We start from the raw sequence: 19,608 nt of genomic DNA on the forward strand, positions 1-19,608 counted from the left end.
CCGCGCCACCACCCTCGTCCGGTCAGGCCGGGAGACCGTCGTCCGCCGACGGCAGCGTGAGCCGGAAGCAGGCGCCTTCCCCGACCGTGGTCTCCAGCTCGACGTCCCCACCGTGGGCGCGCGCCAGGGAGCGGGTGATGGCGAGGCCCAGGCCGGCGTCGGCGCCGGGCGTGCGCGTCCGGGAGCGGTCGGCCCGGTAGAAGCGGTTGAAGGCCTGGCTCGCCTGCTCGGCCGTCATTCCCGGGCCCTCGTCGGCCACCTCGAGCACGGCGCGGCCGTCCACCGTGCCGACGCCGATGCGGACGGGGGTGCCCGCCGGGGTGTGGGCGGCGGCGTTGCCCACGAGGTTGGTGACGACCTGCCGCAGCCGGGCCTCGTCGGCGTCGACCGGTGCCGGCCCCGGCGGGCCGGTGCCACCCGGCCCGGTCAGGGAAACGGTGCGGGCCGGGTCGAGGGCCCGCAGGTCGTGCCGGGCGTCGCCGGCCAGGGTGCGCAGGTCCATCGGAGCCCGGTCCAGCTGCTCTTCGGGTGCCTCGTCGAGCTGGGCGAGCAGCAGCAGGTCCTCCGTCAGCGCGGTGAGCCGGGTGGCTTCGCGGTCGATGCGGCGCATCGTGTCGTCCACATCGGACGGTCCGGTCAGCGCCCCCATCCGGTACAGCTCGGTGGAACCCTTGATGCCGAACAGCGGCGTGCGCAGCTCGTGACTGACGTCGGAGACGAACGTGCGCATCCGCGCCTCGGACGCGGCCCGGTCGGCGAAGGCCCGTTCCAGCTGGCCGAGCATGGTGTTGAGCGACGCGGCCAGGTGCCCGAGCTCCGTGCCGGGCGAGGCGAGGTCCGGGACGCGCCGGGTGAGGTCGCCGCCGGCGATCGCCGCGGCCGTGTGCTCGATCCGGCGCAGCGGCCGCAGCCCCCGGCCGAGGGCGAACCAGCCGGCCGCGGTCAGCACGACGAGCAGCGCGGCGCCGGTGGCCAGGCTGCTCGTCCGCAGCTGGGCGAGGGTGGCGTCGGCTCCGGCGAGCGGCGCGGCCGAAACGACCGTCCCGCCCCAGCCGACGGCCGGCCGGGCGACGGCTCGCCAGCGCTGCGACCCGTCGGCGGCGGCCAGGTCGACGGCCGTCCCGTCGGCCGGGACCGTCCGCAGCGCGTCGACCGGCGGCAGCGTCGCCCCGGCCACCCGGGACGAGTGCAGGCCGCCCGCCACCGCGCCATCGGCGTCGAGGTACACGACGTACGGGGTGCCGAACAGCTCGAGCGCGGGATCGACGAGATCGAGCCGCACGGCGGGGTTCGCGGACGGCGGCGGCCCCGCCGCCCGGGAGATGAGCTCGGTCATCGAGCGCAGCTGGCCGTCGAGCCGGTCGAGCTGGAACCGCTCCAGCTGCCCGGAAACCAGTGCGCCGATGAGGGTCAGGCCGGCGAGCAGCAGGCCCGCGGTGAGCAGCAGGAGCCGGGCCCGCAGGGAAAGCCGCCTCACCGCCGGGGCTCCCGCAGCACGTAGCCGACGCCGTGCACGGTGTGGAGCAGCTTCGGCTCCCCGGTGTCGATCTTGCGTCGCAGGTAGGAGATGTAGGTGTCGACGATGCCGGCGTCGCCGCCGAAGTCGTCGCGCCACACCCGGTCGAGGATCTGCGCCTTCGACACCACGCGTCCGGCGTTCTCCATCAGGTAGCGCAGCAACCGGAACTCCGTGGCGGACAAGCGGACGACCTGCCCCGCGCGCGTCACCTGGTGGCCCTCGGCGTCGAGCGCGAGCGGGCCCACCGTGAGCACGTCCGCCGGGTGACCCGCGGTCCGGCGGAGGATCGCGCGGATCCGCGCGATCAGCTCCGCCAGGTCGAACGGCTTCGTCACGTAGTCGTCGGCACCGAGGGAGAGGCCGGTGACCTTGTCGGACTGGCGGTCCCGCGCAGTCAGGAACAGGACGGGCACCGGCGCGCCGTGGCCGGAGTGCCGCTCGCGCAGCCGCCGGACCACCTCGAAGCCGTCCATGTCCGGCAGCATGACGTCCAGCAGCACCAGATCGGGCGGCTCCGCGACGGCCGCGGCGACGGCTTCCCCCGCCGTCGCCGCGGAGGTCACCCGGAAACCGGCGAACCGCAGCGCGGCGGAGAGCAGCTCGCGGACGGTGGCTTCGTCGTCCACCACCAGCAGCCGGGACGTCATCGCTTCCATGTCCGCGAGAATACGGAGAACCCGTCGGCGAGCAGGGAGCCCGCGAACCCCGCCGCGGCGCCGCCCGCGAGCCCGGCCACCAGCGCGAGCAGCGGGTTCGCCGTCAGCCGCGCGTCGAAGACGGGCAGCGACAAGCCGAACGCGCTGACGGCGACGTCGACGGAAAGCCGCGACAGCAGCGTCACGACGGCGAGCACGGCGCCGGCGACCGGCGCGAGCCGCACGGCGAGTCCCGCCGCCCGGCGCAGCGGCCCGCCGGGCCGGGGGACCGCCGCGGCGACGGCGATGCCGCACCCCAGCAACACCACGGCCGACACCCCGAGCAGCGCGCCGCCGGGCGCCGGCAGCGGGAGCACGTCTGGGGCGCTGAGCGTCCACGGCACGCCGAGACCCAGCAGCACGGCCGCGCACACCAGCAGGGGGAGGGCGAGCAGGACGGCCCCGGCCGCCGCGGAGCCGCCGAACGTCCACGCCGCGGCCACGCTCAGCACGGCGAGCCCGGCCACGGGCCACCGCACGGCCCGCAAACCCGTGGCCACGGCCGGAAATCGCGTGACCAGCAAGCAGATCCCGACGACCACCAGCGACCCGGCCAAGGCGCCCACCACGGCCGGCCCCACGGCCACGGCGAACCCGGCATCCAGCCGGCCGGGGAGCCGGGCGAGCGCACCCCGCCGCACGCCGCCCGTCGGGACCGACACCGTTCCCCGGGCCGCCACGGCGATCGCGGCGAGCCCGGCAGGCAGGGCGACCACCGCCACGGCACCGCGGACGAGCAGCCCGGCTTCGCGGCGGCGCAGCAGCAAGGCGCCCAGCACCACCGCCCCGGCGAGGGAGATCCCGAGCGGCACCACCTCGACGCCGCCGCGGACGGCAACGGCGAGCCCGCCCGGCGGAACCACCCCGGCTTCCGCCGAGCCGCCCACGGCCATGGCGACGGCCGCCGCCGTCAGCGCACCGAAGTCCCCGATCCGGCCGGCACCGAGCAGGGCCAGCCCACTCCCGGCGACGACCACCATGACGAGCACCGCAGCGGCGGCCGCCGTGAGACCGCGGGCTGCCTCGCGCATCGTGGTTCCGGGTGGCGAGGGGTGGTGGAGGTGGCCCTCGGTGCGGCCCGGTGCCGCTGGTGGGAGGCCGGGAACGTGGTGGTCGGCCCGGCGGTGCTCTTGGCCCGCGTCGCGCGTCGCAGGTTCCGGTGCCGGAAGGCCGGGAACACGGCGCCCGGCAGGGTCGTGGCCCCGGCCCGCTTCCCGCATCACAGGTCCCGCCGCCGGAAGACCGCGAACGCGGCGACCAGCACTGCCGCGACGCCGGCGCACATCCCGGCCAGGTTCAGCCACGGGTGCGGGAAGTCCGGGTCCGGCACCGTCTTCAGGACCGCGGAGGCGCCGAGCGTCGGCCAGTAGAAGAACAGGCTTTGCAGCCACGACGGGAAGAGCCCTGCGAGCGCGGGGACCAGGAACACGATCCCGACCAGGGTGGCGAGCGCACCGGCCGTGGCGCGCATGATCGTGCCGAGGGCGGCCGCGAGCAGGGCGATCGCCGCGAGGTAGAGGCCGCCGCCCGTCACGGCGGAGAGCACGCCCGGGTCGCCGAGGGCCGCGTGGGGCACGTTCTGGGCCGCGAGGACGGCCTGGCCGAGCAGGAACGCCGCGAACATCAGGACCTGGCCCGCCACCACGGCGACCGCCACCGCCACGACCACCTTGGCCGCCAGGAGCCGGTGGCGTCGCGGCGTGGCGAGCACGGACGTCCGGATCTGGCCGGTCGCGTACTCGCCGGTGACGACCAGGATGCCCAGCACCCCGATGATCAGCTGCGCGACGATGTACGACGTCAGGCTGCGGCCGGTCGGGTCCCACGGCTGCTCGCCGGGGTAGTCCTGGCCGGCGGCGTTCATGGCGAGGGCCGTGATGCCCAGCCCGGCCACGAACAGGCACGCCAGGGTGTACCAGGTCGAGCGCAGGCTGCGGAGCTTGATCCACTCCGCGTGCACGGACCGGCGGAAGGGCACGCTCATGCGCCGGCTCCCTGGTAGTCGAGGCTGTCCTTGGTCAGTTCCATGAAGGCGTCCTCCAGCGAGACGCGCTGCGGGGCGAGCTCGGCGAGGGCGACGCCGTGGTAGGCGGCGAGCTTGCCGATCTCCGCACCCGTCATGCCGGACACGACCAGCGACGTCTCGGCCCCTTCCCGCACGGTGGCCCCGGCGGTGGCCAGCAGGCGCGCGAACCCGGGATCGGCCGTGCGGACGAGCACGGTGCCCTCGCCGCGGACGAGTTCGCTCACCGCGGTGTCGGCGACGAGCTTCCCGCGGCCGATGACGACGAGGTGGTCGGCGGTCTGCGCCATCTCGCTCATCAGGTGACTCGACACCAGCACCGCCCGGCCCTCGCGGGCGAGTGAGCGCATGAAGTCCCGGATCCAGCGGATCCCTTCGGGGTCGAGGCCGTTCACCGGCTCGTCGAAGATCAGCACCCGGGGGTCGCCGAGCAACGCCGCCGCGAGGCCGAGGCGCTGCCGCATCCCGAGCGAGAACCCGCCGGCCCGCCTGCCGGCCACGCGGTCCAGCCCGGTCCGGGCGAGCACCTCGTCGACCCGGCGGCGGGGGAGGCCGTTGCTCACCGCCAGGGCCAGCAGGTGGTCGTGGGCCTTTCGTCCATTGTGGACGGCTGCGGCGTCGAGCAGCGCACCCACTTCGGTGAGCGGCACGGGGAGGTCCCGGTAGCGGCGCCCGCCGATGGTGACCGAGCCCCGGCTCGGCGCGGCGAGGCCCACGATCATCCGCATGGTCGTGGACTTGCCGGCGCCGTTGGGCCCGAGGAAGCCGGTCACCTGCCCCGGTGCGACGGTGAACGACAGGTCGTCCACCACGGTGTCGGGCCCGTACCGCTTGGTCAGGCCCCGGATTTCGATGCTCATGCGGCGAGCGTGGCGCGCCCGCCTGGCCGGTTCCTGGGAGGTCGTGAGAGAACTCTGAGAGCCCGGCGGCCGGGGCCGGGCCGTCCGGGGTGGTTTCCCCGGAAATCGCAACGTCCGGCCGGTGCCGGGCGGGGAGCGCGGTGCCACCGGAGGCGTGGCCGAGCGGATACGGTGGCCCGGTGCGGGCGGCGTGGACGCGGGTGCGGCGGTGCGGGGAAGCTCATCCGCTGGTGCTGGACGGCGTGCTGTCGTGGCTGGCCGTCGTCGGTGTGGTGCTGGCCGCCCGGTACGACTACGCCTCGCACGGCCGCGTCTACGATCTCCCCGGCGTTCAGCCTGGACCGGATCGAGCTGCCGGCGGACCGGGTCCGGGCGCTCGGCGTGCCGGTCGAGGGCGTCGTCCGGTCAGCGCCGGCACCGTGAAGACCCAGCTCAACCGGGCCATGAGCAAGCTCGGCGTGTCCAGCCGCGCCCAGGCGGTGGTCGTCGCCTACGAGTCCGGGCTGGTGATCCCCGGGCGGGCAGCCGGTACACCGGCGGGTGAACCGGCTGCCGCGCGGTGTTTCCGGCTGCCGCTCAGCGGCCCCGGGCGGCCTTCGAGCGGTGCCGGTACAGGAGCCACACGAAGTAGGGCGCGCCGATGATCGCGGTCATCAGGCCGGCCGGGAGCTGGCCGGGGGCGATGACGGTGCGGCCGGCGGTGTCGGCCACGCAGACGAGAAGCGCGCCCAGCAACGCCGCGGCGGGCAGCAGGCGGGAGTGCCTGCTGCCGACGATCGCGCGCGCCGCGTGCGGGGCGACCAGCCCGACGAACGTCAGCACCCCGATGCCCGCGACCGCCGCGCCGGTCAGCAGGACGGCGCACGACAGCAGCAGCAACCGCGTCCGGGCCACGGGCACCCCCAGGACGCGCGGCGTTTCGTCGTCCAGCGACAGCAGGTCGAGTTCGCGCCGCAGGCGGACCAGCACCGGCGCCACCAGCAGCAACGCCAGCGCCATCGGCACGAGGTGGGGGAAGGCCCGGCCGTAGGTCGAGCCGCCCAGCCAGGTCAGCGCCTTCGTCTCGTTCCACGGATCCGACAGGGTGATCAGCAGGGTCACCAGCGCCTGCGACGCCGCGTGCACACCGAAACCGATCAGCACCAGGCGTTCGCTGGTGAAACCGCCCCGCGCGGCCACGGCGAAGACCACGGCCATCGCCAGTGCGGCACCCAGGCCCGCGGAACCGGTGAGGGTCCAGAAGCCGACGCCGGACACGAGGGTGATCACCGCGACCGCGCCGAGGCCCGCGCCGCCGACGACGCCGATCATCCCCGGCTCGGCCAGGGGGTTGCGGGCGACCGCCTGGGTGAGCGCGCCGCCCAGCGCCAATGCCGCGCCCGCCAGCAGCGCGGCCACCACGCGGGGCACGCGGGTGTCCAGCACGCCGGTGACGATCGGGCCCGCCTGGCCGGTCACCCAGTTGACGACGTCGCCCAGCAGCAGTTTCGCGTCGCCGAGCAGGAGCGCGCCGGCGGCCACGCCGAGCACCCCGAGCGCCAGCACGCCCAAGATCACCCGGTACCGGGTCGCGCCGACCCCGCCCCGCGCGCCGGCCGCGGGCGGTTCGGCGGTCGCGGCGGTGATCCGGGCCGTGCGGGCGAGGACCACGAGGAAGAGCGCGCCGAGGATCGTCGTCACGACGCCCGTCGGCACTTCCAGCGCCCGTTGCGGGCCGGCGATCGCGCGGAGCAGCACGTCGGCGCCCAGCAGGAGCACCGCGCCCAGCGCCGCGGAGCACGGGATCAGCGCGGTGTGCCGGTGCAGGCCCGGCACCACGGACGCGAGCAGCCGGGCCACGGCCGGCGCGGCGAGGCCGACGAAGCCGATGGGGCCGGCCAGGGTCACCGCCGTCGCGGCCAGCAGCACCGCCAGCCCGACCGCGGCGAACCGTGTCCGTCCGATGTGGACACCCAGGGTCCTGGCGTGGTCGTCGCCGACGTGGACCAGGTCGAGCCGCCGGGCCATGCCGAGCAGCACGGCCACGGCCAGGCCGGCGACCGGGCCGAGCGTGCGGACACCCCCGAGCCCGTTCTGGTCCAGCGACCCTTCGCCCCAGGCGAAGAGGCCGCGGGTTTCCTGGGCGTACAACAGCAACAGGACCTGGGTCACGGAGATCAGGGCCAGCGCGATCGCCGTGCCCGCCAGCACCAGCCGCAGGATCCCGGTGCCGCCGGTGCCGGCCAGCGCGAGCACGAACACGGCCGCGGCCAGCCCGCCCGCGAACGCGACGCCGGTCGCGCCGAGCAGGGGGAGCGAGACGCCGAACGCGGCGACGGCGACCACCGCCAGGTGCGCACCGGCGTTGACGGCCAGGGTGTCCGGCGACGCCAAGCTGTTGCGGGACACCGACTGCAGCACCGCGCCGGCCACGCCGAGCGCGCCCCCGACGACGAGCGCCGCGAGCAGGCGTGGCAACCGCGACTCGACGACGACGGCGGTCGTGTTGCCGGTCCCGCCACCGGACAGCAGCCGCAGCACGTCCAGCGCGTCCAGGTTCGCGGTGCCCTGCGTCAGGTGCACGGCCGAACCCAGCAGGATCAGGACGGCGAGGCCGCTGCCGAGCAACGCGAGCCGCCCGCGGCGCCGGACGGCGACCACGGGCGCCCGGCGCCCGGTCAGGGGCACCACCGCGTTACTTCTTCAGCGCGGCGACGGCCGCGTCGACGAACTGCGCCATGGACTTCGGCCCGCCGAACATCCACAGGGAGTCCGGGAAGCGGTGCACCTTGCCGCTCTTGACGAACGGGAGGTTCGTCCAGATCGCGTTGCCGGCCAGCTGCTGCTGGTACGGGTCGCCGTCGGCGTTGTTGGCGATGTACCAGAACCGCACGTCGGGCAGCCGCGTCAGGCCCTCGACGTCGGCCTGCGCGAGGCCGTAGACCGCGTCGCCGTCCATCGGCCAGGCGGTCTCGAGGCCGAGCTTGCCGAACACCGCCGACACCAGCGCACCCTTGGTGTAGGGCCGGATGCTGACCGAACCGGAGGTGACGTAGGCGTCGGAGAAGGCGACCTGCTGGCCCAGCGCGCCCAGCTTTTCCACTTCGGCCCGGCCCGCGGTGAGCTTCTGCTCGAACTCGGACTTCAGCTGCGCGGCCTTGGCTTCGGTGCCGGTGGCCTTCGCGATCACGTCCAGGCCGGCGTACATCCCGGCGATCGGGTCCTTGGCGTTGCCGCCGTTGATGACGATCACCGGCACCTTCGCCTCGATCTGCTCCAGCGCCCCTTCGGTCACGCTGTCGGTGACGACCACGAGGTCGAGCCCCAGCGAGCCGAGCGTGTCGAGGCTCGGTTCGCCGCGGGTGCCGATGTCCTTCGGGGTGCCGTCGAGCTTCTCGCCGCTGACCCACTGGCCATAGCCCTTGATGTCGGACACGCCGACCGGCATGACGCCCAGCGACACGAGGTGTTCGACGGCGTTCCACTCGGTCGCGGCGACCCGCTTGGCCGGGCCGGGCAGCTTCACCTCCTTGCCGCGCGAGTCGACGACCGTGATCGGGCCGGCGGCGGTGGCGGTGGCGGCGGCGGCGGCGTTGCTCGAGGGTGCCTCGGTGGTGCCGCAGCCGGCCACGAACAACGTGGCGGCCGCGGTCAGGCCGAAGATCATCCGGGTGATGCGCATCTTTCTCCTGCTTTTCTGATGACAGAGCCGATGACTCTGTCGATGACGGCGTACCGGTCAGACCGACGCGGTGCGTGCTCCGGTGTCGTTGAAGCGGCCCACCGCGCGGGTGTGGATCCGCCCGTCGGCCGGGTCGGCCACGACGTCCACGCGGATGCCGTAGGCGCGGCTGAGGTTCTCGGCGGTCAGCACGTCGGCGGGAGTGCCCTCGGCGGTGACCCGGCCGCCTTCGAGCAGCAGCACCCGGTCGGCGACCGCCGCGGCCTGGTCGAGGTCGTGCAGCACCACGCCGACGCCGACGCCGTGCTGGTCGGCGAGGTCGCGGACGACGTCGAGGATCTCGATCTGGTACCGCAGGTCGAGGAAGGTCGTGGGTTCGTCGAGCAGCAGCAGCGCGGTGTCCTGGGCCAGGCAGGCGGCGAGCCAAACCCGCTGCGCCTGTCCGCCGGACAGGGCCTGCACGGGCCGGTCGGCGAGGGCGGACAGCCCGGTCAGCGCCATCGCCCGCTCGACGGCGGTGGGTCCCTCGGGATCGCGGCCGCCCCACCGGGACCGGTGTGGGTGCCTGCCGAACTCGACCAGTTCCCGCACGCACACCCCGCCCGGCGCGGTCCGGTGCTGCGACAGCAGGGTGATCCGCTTGGCAATGTCCTTTCCGGACAGTGCGCGCAGGTCGGCGCCGTCGGCGAAGGTGACCGACCCGGCGACCGGCGGGTGCAGCCGGGCCAGCGCCCGCAGCAGCGTCGACTTCCCGCTGCCGTTCGGCCCGATCAGCGCGGTGACGGTGCCGGAACGCAGGGAGACGGACGCGGCACGCACGACGACGTCGCTGCCGTAGGCGACGTCGACTTCGCGGGCGTGCACACCGGTGCCGGTGCGGGGGACGAGGGACACAGAAGGACAATAAGGTCAGGCTTACCTAACTACAAGGTGGCGGACGGCACAATTCGGACGGCCCGGCGCCTTCGGGCCGGTTGACGGCCGTGATCGCGGTCACCTGCTCTCGCGAAAGTCTCACGATTGAATCGTTTCAATCTTCGGGAGCGACAACCACCTCAAGACCGGGTTCATCGGGACGCCGTGGCTGATGCCGGCCCTGACGAACATCGGCCGGGACGACCTCGCCTGCACCCTGCTGTCCAAAAAGGACCACCCGTCGTGGGCCACGAGATCGGCAAGGGGGCCACCACCGTCTGGGAACGCTGGAACTCCATCCAGCCGGCGCAGCCGGGTTCGTCGCCATTGGGGCGTATCCCCGGGTAACGGTTGAGCCGCGTCACCCGGATCCGCTAAGACAGGAGATCCGCACGGGTGGAGGGGGCCGGCCCGATGGCTGTGGAGTTCCGGCTGCTCGGCCGGGTCGAGGTCCGGCTCGACGGGGAGCCGCTCGACGTCGGTTACGCGCAGCTGAAGTCGGTGCTGGCGTTGCTGCTGATCGAAGCGAACCAGGTCGTGGTGGTCGATCGGCTGGTGGACCGGGTGTGGGCCGGCCGCCGCCTCCCGGAGCGGCCGCGCGGGGCGATCCAGCACGGCATCGCCCTGCTGCGTGCCGCGCTGGCGCCGGTACCGGGCTTCGCGATCACCTGGCAGGACACCGGATACCGGCTCACCGCCGATCCCGGCACCATCGACCTGCACCGGTTCCACCGGCTGATCGCCGGTGCGCGAACGGCGGGCGACGATGCGCGCGCGGCGGCGCTGTTCGACGAGGCACTGCGGCTGTGGCGGGGAGAACCCTTCGCCGGCTTGGAAACCCCGTGGCTGGCCGAATGCCGGGCGTCGCTCGTCCAGCAGCGCCAGGCCGCCGAGCTCGAGCTGACGGACATCCGGCTCCGCCAGGGCAAGCACGGCGAACTGCTGCCCGGCCTGACCGAGCGGGCCCGTGCCGAACCCCTGGACGAGCGGCTGGCCGGGCAGCTGATGCTCGCGCTCTACCGCGACGGCCGCGCGGCCCGGGCACTCGAGCACTACCAGCAGCTCCGGAACCGCCTGGCCGAGGAGCTCGGGACCGATCCCGGCCCGTCGTTGCGGCGCCTGCACCACCGGATCCTCGCGGCGGACCCGGCGCTCGGCGTCCCCGGCGACACGTCCGTGCCCGTGCCGCGTCAGCTGCCCGCCGCGCCACGCTCGTTCGTCGGCCGGGCCGCCGACCTCGCCGAGGTCACCGCCACGCTGACCGACCGGAGCCGGACGGTGCCGCTGGCCGTGGTCTCCGGCCCCGGCGGCATCGGCAAGACGTGGCTGGCCCTGCACTGGGCCCACGAGCACGTCGAGGCGTTCCCCGACGGACAGCTGTACCTGAACCTCCGCGGGTTCGACCCGGGCGGCGAGCCGGTGCCGCCGTCGACGGCACTGCGCGGGTTCCTCGACGCGCTGGGCGCGCTCGGCGTCGAGGACGAGGCCGGTCCGGCGGACGAGGAGACGCAGGCCGGGCGGTACCGCAGTGCGCTGGCGGGCAAGCGGATGCTGATCGTGCTCGACAACGCCCGCGCCACCGAGCAGATCGTCCCGCTGCTGCCGGGCAGCCCGACGTGTGCGGTGCTGGTGACCAGCCGGCACCGGCTCGACGGCCTGGCCGTTTCCCACGGCGCCCGGTCGCTCGTCCTCGACGGCCTGACCGGCGCCGAGGCCCGGCTGCTGCTGGAAGACTCCTTCCGGCGGCACCGGATCGCCGCGGAACCCGGCGCGGTCGCCGAGCTGGCCGGCTACTGCGCGGGTCTCCCGCTGGCCGTCGCCATCGTGGCCGCCCGCGCCGCCCAGCACCCCGCGTTCCCGCTCACCGTGCTGGCCGCCGAACTGCGCGACCGGGCCGGCCGGCTCAGCGCACTGGACACCGCCGACACCGGCGTCAACCTGCAGGCCGTGCTGTCGTGGTCCTACCACGCCTTGTCCCCCGAGGCGGCGCGCGCCTTCCGGCTGATCGGGCTCGCCGCCGGGCCGGACATCAGCCTGCCCGCGGTGGCGAGCCTGCTCGCGGAACCGGCCACCGGCGCGCTGACGCTGCTGCGCGAACTGGAGCACGCTTCCCTGGTCCAGCACCACCTTCCGGGGCGCTTCCGGATGCACGACCTGATCCGGCTCGACGCGGCACGGCGGGCCGGGCTCGACCTCGCGGAGCCCGTCCGCGTCGCCGCACTGCGCCGGCTGGCCGAGTTCTACCTGCACACCGCGCACGTCGGCGACCGGCTGCTGCAGCCGTTGCTCCCGCCGATCCGCCTCGACGGGCCCGGCGACGGCTGCCGCCCCCTCCAGCTGGCCGATCAGGCGTCCGCGCTCGCCTGGTTCGACGCCGAACAGCCCAACCTGCTCGCCGTCCAGCGGCTGGCCGCCGCCCACGGCTGGGCGGTCGTCCGCTGGCAGCTCGCGTGGCTGCAGACGACGTTCCTGTACCGGCAGGGCCGGTTCCACGCCGCACTCGCCGCGTGGGACGCCGGGCAGGAAGCCGCGAACCAGCTGGACGACCCCGCCGTGCACGCCGGCACCCACCAGCTCCTCGGCGCGATCTTCGCCGAGCTGGGACGGCACGACAAGGCCGGGCACCACCTCGCACTGGCCCGGGAAAGCGGCGACCTTCCCGCCCAGGCGTACACCCACCACGCGCTGGGCTGGTCGTGGTCACTGCGCGGCGCCGACCGGCGGGCGCTGGAGCACGCCGCGGAGGCACTGCGCCTCTACCGGGCGCTGGACATGCCGGCCGGCGAGACCCGGGAGCTCACGGTGTCGGGCTGGTACCGGGCCCGGCTCGGTGACTTCACGGGCGCCAGCGCCTGCACCGAGGCGGCGCTGGCACTGGCCCGCCGGCACGGGTACCGCGAGGACGAAGGCCTGGCCACGGGCATCCTCGGGTTCATCGCCCAGCACACGGGCCGCCACCGCCACGCCGCCGGTCACTACCGCGCGGCGACCACCCTGCTGCGCGAGGCCGGCAACACCTACTACGAGGGCACGGTCCTGGACCTCACCGGCCAGAACCACCTGGCACTGGCCGAACCCGGGGCGGCGCGCCGGTCGTGGCTGGGTGCGCTGGAGCTGTTCCGGGCGCAGCACCGCACGGCCGACGCGGACCGCGTCCGGCAGCAGCTGGCGGAGCTCGAAGAGCGGGTGCCGGTGCGGTCAAGCTGACCAGCGCCCCGTCTGCGGCACCGAAACCGGCCGCCGCAGACCCCGCCCGGCCACATCCGGAGTGGCCCCTGCGGGGCACTTCACGTGAAAGTGCCGCCCGTAGCCCGGTGGTCGCGGGTGGTGTCCGGCGACATCCGGAGTGGTTGCTCCGGGTCACTTTCACGTGAAAGCTGCGGTCCGTCCTGCTCGGGGAGGCGCCAAGCCGCGTACGTGGGCTGAGCTGCGTACGTATGCGGTGCCAAAGCCCGGCCGAAGCGGTGCGGCGCAGACTCTGCCGCGGTGTCCACGGGGGCGAGCGCGGGGGAGCGGGGATGGAGATCCGGTTGCTGGGGCCGGTCGAGGTGGTCGCCGGGCCGCGGCGGGTGCCCGCGGGGCGGCGGCAGCTGCGGGTGATGCTGGCGGTGCTGGCCGCGGCCGCGCCCCGGCCGGTGCCGGTGCCGGTGCTGATCGACCGGGTGTGGGGCGAGCACCCGCCGGCGGGGGTGCGGCAGGCCGTGTGGACCCGGGTCGCCGGGATCCGCAAAGTGCTCGCCGAGGGCGCCGGCGAGCCGGTGCCGGTGGTGTCGTGGCAGCCGGGCGGGTACGTCCTGCGCGTCGATCCCGACCGGGTGGACCTCCACCGGTTCCGCCGGCTCACCGCCGCCGCCCGGCGGCCCGGGTGCCCCGATCCGGAGCGGGTGACGCTGCTGGCCGCGGCACTGGACCTGTGGCGCGGCACGCCCCTGGCCGGCCTCGGCGGCGAATGGGTGGCCCGGCAGCGGGACAGCTGGCAGCTGGAACGGCTGGACGCGGCCGTCGCCTGGGCCCGCGCGGCGGTGCGCGTCGGCAGGCACGCCGCCGTCGCCCCGGTGGCGCGGGACCTCCTCGAAGACCACCCGCATTCGGAACCGCTCGCGACGGCGCTGGTCCGCGCCCTCGCCGCCGACCACCGGACCGGCGAGGCACTCGCGGAGTGCCGGGCCGCCTGCGAGCGCGTGCGCCGGGACCTGGGCGTCCCGCCGGGGCGCGAGCTGCTCTCGCTGCGGCAGGCACTGCTCGGCGGCGAACCGCTGCCGGTGCCGCCCGCCGCGGCCGGGCCGGTGGTGGTGCCGGCCCAGCTGCCGGCGGACGTCGCGGGATTCGCGGGACGGCGACCCGAGCTGGCCCGGCTCGACGCGCTGCTGGACGGCGCGGCGGGCGTGATCGCGGTGTCGGGGACCGCGGGCGTGGGCAAGACCGCGCTGACGGCGCACTGGGCCCACCGCGTCCGCGGCCGGTTCCCGGACGGGCAGCTGTACCTCAACCTGCGCGGGTTCGACCCGGGCGGGCCGTCGATGGAGCCCGCCGAGGCGAGCGGGCTGGTGCTCGACGGCCTCGGCGTGCCCGCCGGCCGGATCCCCGCCGGCCCGGACGCCCGGGCCGCGCTCTACCGGAGCCTGCTCGCCGGACGCCGGGTGCTCGTCGTGCTCGACAACGCCCGCGACGCCGCACAGGTCCGGCCGTTGCTCCCGGGGGCACCGGGCAGCCTCGTCCTGGTGTCCAGCCGGACCACGCTGACCGGCCTGGTCGCCGCGAACGGCGCGCACCTGCTCGCCCTCGACCCGCTTCCGCCCGCCGAAGCCCGGCAGCTGCTGGCCGCCCGCTTGGGCCGGACGCGCGTGGCGGCCGAACCCGCGGCGGTCACCGGCATCGTCACCGCCTGCGCCGGGCTGCCGCTCGCGTTGGTGATCGCGGCCGCGCGGGCACTGACCCGGCCGCGGCTGCGGCTGGACGTCCTGGCCGGCGAACTGCTCGATGCGCGGTCCCGGCTGGCGGTCCTGTCCGGCGACGACCCCGGCACCGATCTCGGCACCGTGCTTTCCTGGTCCTACGCCGCGTTGAGCCCGCCGGCCCGCCGGCTGTTCCGCCTGCTGGGCCCGGTGCCCGGGCCGGATCTCACCCCCGCCGCCGCGGCGAGCCTCGCCGGAACCCCGGTCCACCGGATCGAGCCGCTGCTGACCGAGCTGACGCGCGCGAACGTCTTCGCCGAACCCGTTCCCGGCCGCTACCGCTGCCACGAGCTGCTGCGCAGCTACGCCGTGGCCGTCGGGTCCGGTGCTCCGGACCCGACGGCTCGTGCCTAGGTGAGGGACTCCCAGCCGAGGAGGTTCACCCGCACGCCCGGGCAGGTGAGGCGGACGTTGTAGGTGCCGACCGCCGGCAGCGGCGAGCTGTTGTACCGCTGTCCGTTCACGCAGATGATGTAGACGCGGATCGCGCCCGAGGTGACCTGGCAGGTGAAGTCGACGACCTGGAAGGGCGACCGGGAGAACCAGTTGCAGGTGAAGACCGCGGCGTTCGTGGTCTGCTGCCCGTCGGTGGCCCGCGGGGCGACGTTCCAGTGCCCGGTCATCGGCGTGGCGGCCGCGGCCGCCACGCCGGTGCTCGCGGGTGCCGCGGAAGCCACCGCCGGGGCGGCCACCCCGAAGGCGACGAGCAGCACACCCATCGCGAGCACCTTCTTCGCGGCCCGCACGGCGAGGGTGCCGGGCCCGGTTGATCTGCGCATGCGTATTCCTCCGTTGTTCGAGCGGCGTCGTGGACGGCTCGAACAGTGCGGCCCGGCCCTGTGCACCCGGCTGACCGGATCCTTACCGCGCGGGCTCGGCGAGGAGGTGCGCGAGGTAACGGTCCCTCGCCACGAGGCTGACCGCCAGGTGATCGGCGAGCGGGTCGAAGAAGGCGCTGCGGTACTTGGGGTCGGTCACCGTCGACGCGGCGAAGTACAGGCCGGAGAACGCGGCGATGAACAGGGAGACCTGCAGCAGTTCCTGCGGTACCGGCAGGTGGATGCCGAAGAGCGTGCCACCGGCCGGGTCGTGGCCGACCCACGCCTTGATCACCGCGTGCTGCACCGCGACGATCCCGAAGACCACGAAGAAGACGAACACGAGGGTGGCGAGCGCGAAGGTCTGCAGCACCTGGGTCAGGACCAGGACGAGGACCATGTTCGCCCGTTCCAGCTTCGTGAGCGGGAGCCGCTCGACGGCGACGTCGTCCGCCAGGAAGCCCGCCAGCGGGGTTTCGCGCAGCTTGTCGAGGCCGATCGGGGCGGTGCGCGACCGGGTCAGCCGGGTGACCTCGTCCTTGAGCATCGCGAGCAGGAAGACCACGGCGACCACGGCCAAGAGCCCGACGACCAGCCACATCCGCTGCCGGGGCAGGGCGGCGCCGACCTGCCAGATCTCGGCCGTGAAGAACCCGAAGACGGTGAACAGCAGCAGGAGCGGGAGCGCCCGGCTGGTCAGCTCGCCGAGCCGCCGGGTCTGGCGGTACGCGGCCCGCAGCGCCCAGCCGACGATCGACCCGGCCCCGGCGAACGCGGCCGCGAACAGCCCGGCCAGGATCGCCGGCTGGATGAGGAGGCCGAGCACCACCGGGTCGTCGTCGACGACCGCGTCGACGACGGGTACGCAGGCCACGAACCCGGCCGCCATGACCGCCGCGGGCCGGGTCCCGTCGCGCTCGACCAGCTTGCGCCGCACCCAGCGCGCGGTGAACCACGAGCCGAGGCCCGGGAGGACGACCAGGCCGAGCAGGAGGCCGCCGTAGCCCAGCGCGAAGAGGTCGCTCTCCATCAGCCGGTCGAAGTCCGCATCGGTTTCACCGTCCACTGCGGACAGCAGCGTGGTCAGCACCTGCCAGCCCGCGATGAACACGACCGCCGGCGCGATGCGGACCAGCAGCTGCGCGGGCCGCCCCCGCACCACGGCGGGCAACCCCCGCCGCCGGAACCACTGTTCGACGGCTTCGACGCCGCGTTCGTCCGCCATCATCGCCTCCCGATCGGCGCGGCCGCCGCCGGGATGCTAGCGCGCACCCCGGGCCGAGGGCTCACCACTGTCCGGATCGGACAGCCGCGCCGCGGGGAGGGGCTCGTCGGCACGGCCCGGGGTGGCCGGACCACACCTCCCGGCAGCCGTGCCTGACGGGCCCGCCGAGCCGGCCTGCCGGCCGAGCCACACCGGGCACGCTGACACACCGTGCGCGCCGTTTCTTCACCGGGTGCCTACCCGGCGGACCTAATTCTTCTTTCACGGCCTGCCCGGCGGTGATTTTCCGGCTAACACCTCTCGGTTCACCGACCGGGAAACCTTCGGAAAATCATCGAAAAGCGCGGCGGGATTTTCGTGCACCGGCTCCGCGCCACGCCGGAATCAGGTGGTGTGCCATCGCGAGGACCACGCCGGCGGCGAGGCACGACCACCGGTCCGGGGCCGGCCCGGGTGCGCCGAGGACCACGCACCCGGCGCTGCCCGCGGCGAGCGCGACCGCTCTCGACACCACCGCCCACGACGCCTTCTCCGCGCCGAAACACCCGCACGGCACGCCGGCCCGGCGCGTCCGCAGCACCGCCGCGTAACCGGCGAAAGCGCAGTACAGGACGGCTTGCCCGGTGGCGGGCAGTGCCATGGCCGCCGAGCCGGTGAGCAGGGCCGCGAGGGTGGCCACGCCCACGAGGACCTCCGTCGCGGCGATCGCCGCCGCCACGGAAGCCGCCGGGGGCAGCAGGCGGTGGACGCGCAGCACCGCCCGGTGCTCCCGGGGCCGCGCCGCGTGGGCCACGCCGGCCACCGCCAGGAGGATCGCCCCGAGCGCTGTCACGGCCGTCACGGCCGCGGACCAGAAGGTGGGCATGGACCCACTGTATTCGGACGCGGTATTGGCCGACAGAAATACCCTCCCCGTTCGGAGCAATCAAAGAACTGTTTCGAAACGATCGTGGTCACCGCCGAATTCGTCGGCTAGTCTCACCGAGTGCGATTTCGGGAATCGGAGGTCTCATGACGGCACAACGGCTGCGGTTGGTGGCGCCGAGCGGGGACCGGGTGACCGTGGGCCTGCCCGCCGCGGCCCCCGTTTCCCACGTCGTGGCCGGCGTCCGGTTCGTCGGCGGCTCGTACGGGACCGGGTTCCAGATCGGGCCGCGCGGCTACCACGACTTCGCGTGCACCTACGTCGCACCGGCCGAACCCCGCGAGCGCCTGGTCGTGCACGGCCGGGAGGTGGTCGTCGCCGAGGCCCGCGACGGGCAGTCGTCCGTGGCCACCCTGCTGGGCGCCTACCACGAGCTGATGACGGTGTACGCCGGCCCGGCACCCCGCCGCGACCGCGTGCTGGCCCTGTTCGGCTCGCTGCGCATCGAAGACCACGTCGACGGCATGACCGTCGTCCCCCGCGCGGAGACGCTGCTGGATCCGGCGAACGAGCACTTCGTGGTCGTGGTGCGGGACCACGGTTCGCTGTCGATCCCCGCGCCGCGCCAGGCCGCGGCCCTGGTGCCCCGGCACGCGGGCGCCCGCACGCAACACGGCGAGGTCTGGAAGTCCGGGTACGGCAAGGATTCCGCGCGCTCGTTCGTCCTCGGCTGCCCGGCGGGCCTGGCCGAGGTCCACCTCGCGGACACGGCGGCGAAGACCGAACGGGAGCGGCTCGACTGGCTCGACGGGATCGACATCGCCTGGGACCGCCGATGAGCCCGTCGATCGCCTTCACCCTCATCACCTGGGCGGCGATCATCCTGCTGTTCTTCGGGTTGGCGGCCGTCCTGCGCGAAGTCCGGCTGCTGCGCGGGATGGTCACCCGGGCCGGTGACGGGTTCGTGGCCGCACCGCCCGAGCTGGTGCTGGGCCCGCGGTTCGCCGGGGAGGGCGGGCGGATCGTGGCGGCGGTCGATTCGGGCTGCCCGCTGTGCCTGACGGTGGTCGAACGGCTGGCCGGGCTGGGCGCGGACGCGACCCTGCTGACCCACGAACCCCTGACGACGTGGGCGGAACTGGCCCGCGGCCTGCCGGTGGTCAGCGACGGCGAAGCGTGGCGTTCGGTCTCCCACCTCGCGCCGCCGGTGCTGATGCAGCTCGACGGGACCGGCCGCGTCCGGCGGCTGCTGCTCCCGGTCCGTGCGGCCGAAGTGGACACGGCACTGGCCGGCTGGGCCGGCCCGAAGGAAGGAGGCGACACCGGTGACGCTGGAGCTGTCGCGCATTCCCGACGTTGACCGGCCCGGCCCGGACGCCGTGGGCACCCGCGCCTGCCGGAAGCTGACGGCCCGCGGTACGCGCAGGACGTTCCTGCGCGCGGTGGCCCTCGGGGCGTTGACCATCGGCGCGACCGCGCTCGACTGGTCCGGCCTGTCCCGCGTCCGGCGGGCGAACGCCGAGCTCAGCCCGTACGGCATGCCGGGCTTCGACCGCAACGACTGCCGGGACGCCTATCCGGCCGGCTACACCGAATTCACCGACACCAGTGGCACGTACGCCAACACCCACGCCGCTTGCTTCGGCGGATTCTGGCGGGGAAGCACCTACTGCGAAGCGGGCTGGCACAAGTACGGCACGTGGAACGAGGGCGGCATGCAGGTCGACCACCAGCCCGTGGCCAACACCTGCGGCCAGTTCGTCGGCAAGAACGCGTGGCGGTGGACGACCCCGGACCTGAAGGTCTACCGCTGCTCGGACGGCTTCTCCACCTTCTGGGGCGGCGGGTACACCGGCCAGACGTACCTGACCATCTGCCGCGCCGCCCTGTGACGGGCGGGACCGCCCGGCGCCGGTGGCACCCGCTGACGATCGCCGCCGGCCTCGTGCTCGCCGCGGCGGCGGCGGCGATCGCGCTCCTGGTCGCGCCGGGCCGGTCGCTGCCCGGCGCGTGGCTCGTCCTGTGCGCGGCCGCCGGGTTCGCCACCAGCGGCTCCAGTTGAAGCCGGAACT

At 74.6% G+C, this 19,608-nt stretch carries 18 protein-coding genes; 7 read left to right on the forward strand and 11 right to left on the reverse strand.

Features of this window, described 5'->3' with window-relative positions; all coding sequences use genetic code 11:
- Window positions 1–22 precede the first annotated feature (22 nt).
- The 8 genes from ACLJQE_RS17100 to ACLJQE_RS17135 form a co-directional block, all read right to left on the reverse strand.
- Complete coding sequence (locus ACLJQE_RS17100) at window positions 23–1,477, reverse strand: ATP-binding protein (protein ID WP_410640201.1); 1,455 nt, start codon at window positions 1,475–1,477, stop codon at window positions 23–25.
- On the reverse strand, window positions 1,474–2,166 hold the full coding sequence (locus ACLJQE_RS17105) for a response regulator transcription factor (protein WP_410640327.1): 693 nt from the start codon (window positions 2,164–2,166) through the stop codon (window positions 1,474–1,476). Before ACLJQE_RS17105 ends, ACLJQE_RS17100 begins: the two co-directional genes overlap by 4 nt.
- On the reverse strand, window positions 2,163–3,245 hold the full coding sequence (locus ACLJQE_RS17110) for a streptophobe family protein (RefSeq protein WP_410640202.1): 1,083 nt from the start codon (window positions 3,243–3,245) through the stop codon (window positions 2,163–2,165). Before ACLJQE_RS17110 ends, ACLJQE_RS17105 begins: the two co-directional genes overlap by 4 nt.
- A 188-nt stretch (window positions 3,246–3,433) precedes the next feature.
- Window positions 3,434–4,198: an ABC transporter permease gene (locus tag ACLJQE_RS17115; protein ID WP_410640203.1), complete on the reverse strand. Its 765-nt coding sequence runs from the start codon at window positions 4,196–4,198 to the stop codon at window positions 3,434–3,436.
- The gene (locus ACLJQE_RS17120) at window positions 4,195–5,097 is read right to left on the reverse strand and encodes an ABC transporter ATP-binding protein (protein ID WP_410640204.1); all 903 of its coding nucleotides are present in this window, start codon (window positions 5,095–5,097) and stop codon (window positions 4,195–4,197) included. Before ACLJQE_RS17120 ends, ACLJQE_RS17115 begins: the two co-directional genes overlap by 4 nt.
- Window positions 5,098–5,673: 576 nt before the next feature.
- Complete coding sequence (locus tag ACLJQE_RS17125) at window positions 5,674–7,767, reverse strand: iron ABC transporter permease (protein ID WP_410640205.1); 2,094 nt, start codon at window positions 7,765–7,767, stop codon at window positions 5,674–5,676.
- 4 nt (window positions 7,768–7,771) lie between these two features.
- Window positions 7,772–8,758: an ABC transporter substrate-binding protein gene (locus ACLJQE_RS17130; RefSeq protein ID WP_410640206.1), complete on the reverse strand. Its 987-nt coding sequence runs from the start codon at window positions 8,756–8,758 to the stop codon at window positions 7,772–7,774.
- A gap of 57 nt (window positions 8,759–8,815) precedes the next feature.
- Window positions 8,816–9,652, reverse strand: a complete 837-nt coding sequence (locus tag ACLJQE_RS17135) for an ABC transporter ATP-binding protein (protein WP_410640207.1) — start codon at window positions 9,650–9,652, stop codon at window positions 8,816–8,818.
- Window positions 9,653–9,845: 193 nt separating this feature from the next.
- Between ACLJQE_RS17135 and ACLJQE_RS17140 the strand changes: the two genes are divergently transcribed.
- The 3 genes from ACLJQE_RS17140 (at window position 9,846) to ACLJQE_RS17150 (ending at window position 14,982) form a co-directional block, all read left to right on the forward strand.
- On the forward strand, window positions 9,846–10,028 hold the full coding sequence (locus ACLJQE_RS17140; protein WP_410640208.1) for a hypothetical protein: 183 nt from the start codon (window positions 9,846–9,848) through the stop codon (window positions 10,026–10,028).
- Between the two features lie 59 nt (window positions 10,029–10,087).
- Window positions 10,088–12,880: a BTAD domain-containing putative transcriptional regulator gene (locus ACLJQE_RS17145; RefSeq protein WP_410640209.1), complete on the forward strand. Its 2,793-nt coding sequence runs from the start codon at window positions 10,088–10,090 to the stop codon at window positions 12,878–12,880.
- 311 nt (window positions 12,881–13,191) lie between these two features.
- On the forward strand, window positions 13,192–14,982 hold the full coding sequence (locus ACLJQE_RS17150) for a BTAD domain-containing putative transcriptional regulator (protein WP_410640210.1): 1,791 nt from the start codon (window positions 13,192–13,194) through the stop codon (window positions 14,980–14,982).
- Here the strand turns inward: ACLJQE_RS17150 and ACLJQE_RS17155 are convergent.
- From ACLJQE_RS17155 to ACLJQE_RS17165, 3 genes are all read right to left on the reverse strand, one after another.
- Complete coding sequence (locus ACLJQE_RS17155) at window positions 14,979–15,407, reverse strand: hypothetical protein (protein ID WP_410640211.1); 429 nt, start codon at window positions 15,405–15,407, stop codon at window positions 14,979–14,981. The genes ACLJQE_RS17150 and ACLJQE_RS17155 overlap by 4 nt on opposite strands.
- A gap of 82 nt (window positions 15,408–15,489) precedes the next feature.
- A complete protein-coding gene (locus tag ACLJQE_RS17160) occupies window positions 15,490–16,671 on the reverse strand; it encodes a hypothetical protein (protein ID WP_410640212.1) in 1,182 nt (393 codons plus the stop codon).
- A gap of 331 nt (window positions 16,672–17,002) precedes the next feature.
- Window positions 17,003–17,536 (reverse strand): MauE/DoxX family redox-associated membrane protein, encoded by a 534-nt coding sequence (locus tag ACLJQE_RS17165; protein WP_410640213.1) that lies wholly within the window; start codon window positions 17,534–17,536, stop codon window positions 17,003–17,005.
- Window positions 17,537–17,682: 146 nt separating this feature from the next.
- Between ACLJQE_RS17165 and ACLJQE_RS17170 the strand changes: the two genes are divergently transcribed.
- From ACLJQE_RS17170 to ACLJQE_RS17185, 4 genes are read left to right on the forward strand one after another with little or no spacing between them, the layout of a single operon-like run.
- Window positions 17,683–18,375 (forward strand): hypothetical protein, encoded by a 693-nt coding sequence (locus ACLJQE_RS17170; RefSeq protein ID WP_410640214.1) that lies wholly within the window; start codon window positions 17,683–17,685, stop codon window positions 18,373–18,375.
- Window positions 18,372–18,896, forward strand: a complete 525-nt coding sequence (locus tag ACLJQE_RS17175) for a hypothetical protein (RefSeq protein ID WP_410640215.1) — start codon at window positions 18,372–18,374, stop codon at window positions 18,894–18,896. The genes ACLJQE_RS17170 and ACLJQE_RS17175 overlap by 4 nt, the downstream gene beginning before the upstream one ends.
- Window positions 18,862–19,428, forward strand: coding sequence for a hypothetical protein (locus tag ACLJQE_RS17180; RefSeq protein ID WP_410640216.1), 567 nt, complete (start codon window positions 18,862–18,864; stop codon window positions 19,426–19,428). Before ACLJQE_RS17175 ends, ACLJQE_RS17180 begins: the two co-directional genes overlap by 35 nt.
- Entirely contained in the window at window positions 19,425–19,598 is a 174-nt protein-coding gene (locus ACLJQE_RS17185) for a hypothetical protein (RefSeq protein WP_410640217.1), read from the forward strand. Before ACLJQE_RS17180 ends, ACLJQE_RS17185 begins: the two co-directional genes overlap by 4 nt.
- The last annotated feature ends 10 nt before the right edge of the window (window positions 19,599–19,608 follow it).

The sequence above is a fragment of the Amycolatopsis sp. lyj-346 genome, assembly GCF_046548975.1.
In the GTDB taxonomy this organism is placed as follows: domain Bacteria; phylum Actinomycetota; class Actinomycetes; order Mycobacteriales; family Pseudonocardiaceae; genus Amycolatopsis.

Coding starts and splice junctions, on each gene's coding strand:
- ACLJQE_RS17105 (WP_410640327.1), bottom strand. CDS start 2,166: ATGACGTCCCGGCTGCTGGTGGTGGACGACGAAGCCACCGTCCGCGAG.
- ACLJQE_RS17110 (WP_410640202.1), bottom strand. CDS start 3,245: ATGCGCGAGGCAGCCCGCGGTCTCACGGCGGCCGCCGCTGCGGTGCTC.
- ACLJQE_RS17115 (WP_410640203.1), bottom strand. CDS start 4,198: ATGAGCGTGCCCTTCCGCCGGTCCGTGCACGCGGAGTGGATCAAGCTC.
- ACLJQE_RS17120 (WP_410640204.1), bottom strand. CDS start 5,097: ATGAGCATCGAAATCCGGGGCCTGACCAAGCGGTACGGGCCCGACACC.
- ACLJQE_RS17130 (WP_410640206.1), bottom strand. CDS start 8,758: ATGCGCATCACCCGGATGATCTTCGGCCTGACCGCGGCCGCCACGTTG.
- ACLJQE_RS17140 (WP_410640208.1), top strand. CDS start 9,846: ATGCCGGCCCTGACGAACATCGGCCGGGACGACCTCGCCTGCACCCTG.
- ACLJQE_RS17145 (WP_410640209.1), top strand. CDS start 10,088: ATGGCTGTGGAGTTCCGGCTGCTCGGCCGGGTCGAGGTCCGGCTCGAC.
- ACLJQE_RS17150 (WP_410640210.1), top strand. CDS start 13,192: ATGGAGATCCGGTTGCTGGGGCCGGTCGAGGTGGTCGCCGGGCCGCGG.
- ACLJQE_RS17155 (WP_410640211.1), bottom strand. CDS start 15,407: ATGCGCAGATCAACCGGGCCCGGCACCCTCGCCGTGCGGGCCGCGAAG.
- ACLJQE_RS17160 (WP_410640212.1), bottom strand. CDS start 16,671: ATGGCGGACGAACGCGGCGTCGAAGCCGTCGAACAGTGGTTCCGGCGG.
- ACLJQE_RS17165 (WP_410640213.1), bottom strand. CDS start 17,536: ATGCCCACCTTCTGGTCCGCGGCCGTGACGGCCGTGACAGCGCTCGGG.
- ACLJQE_RS17170 (WP_410640214.1), top strand. CDS start 17,683: ATGACGGCACAACGGCTGCGGTTGGTGGCGCCGAGCGGGGACCGGGTG.
- ACLJQE_RS17175 (WP_410640215.1), top strand. CDS start 18,372: ATGAGCCCGTCGATCGCCTTCACCCTCATCACCTGGGCGGCGATCATC.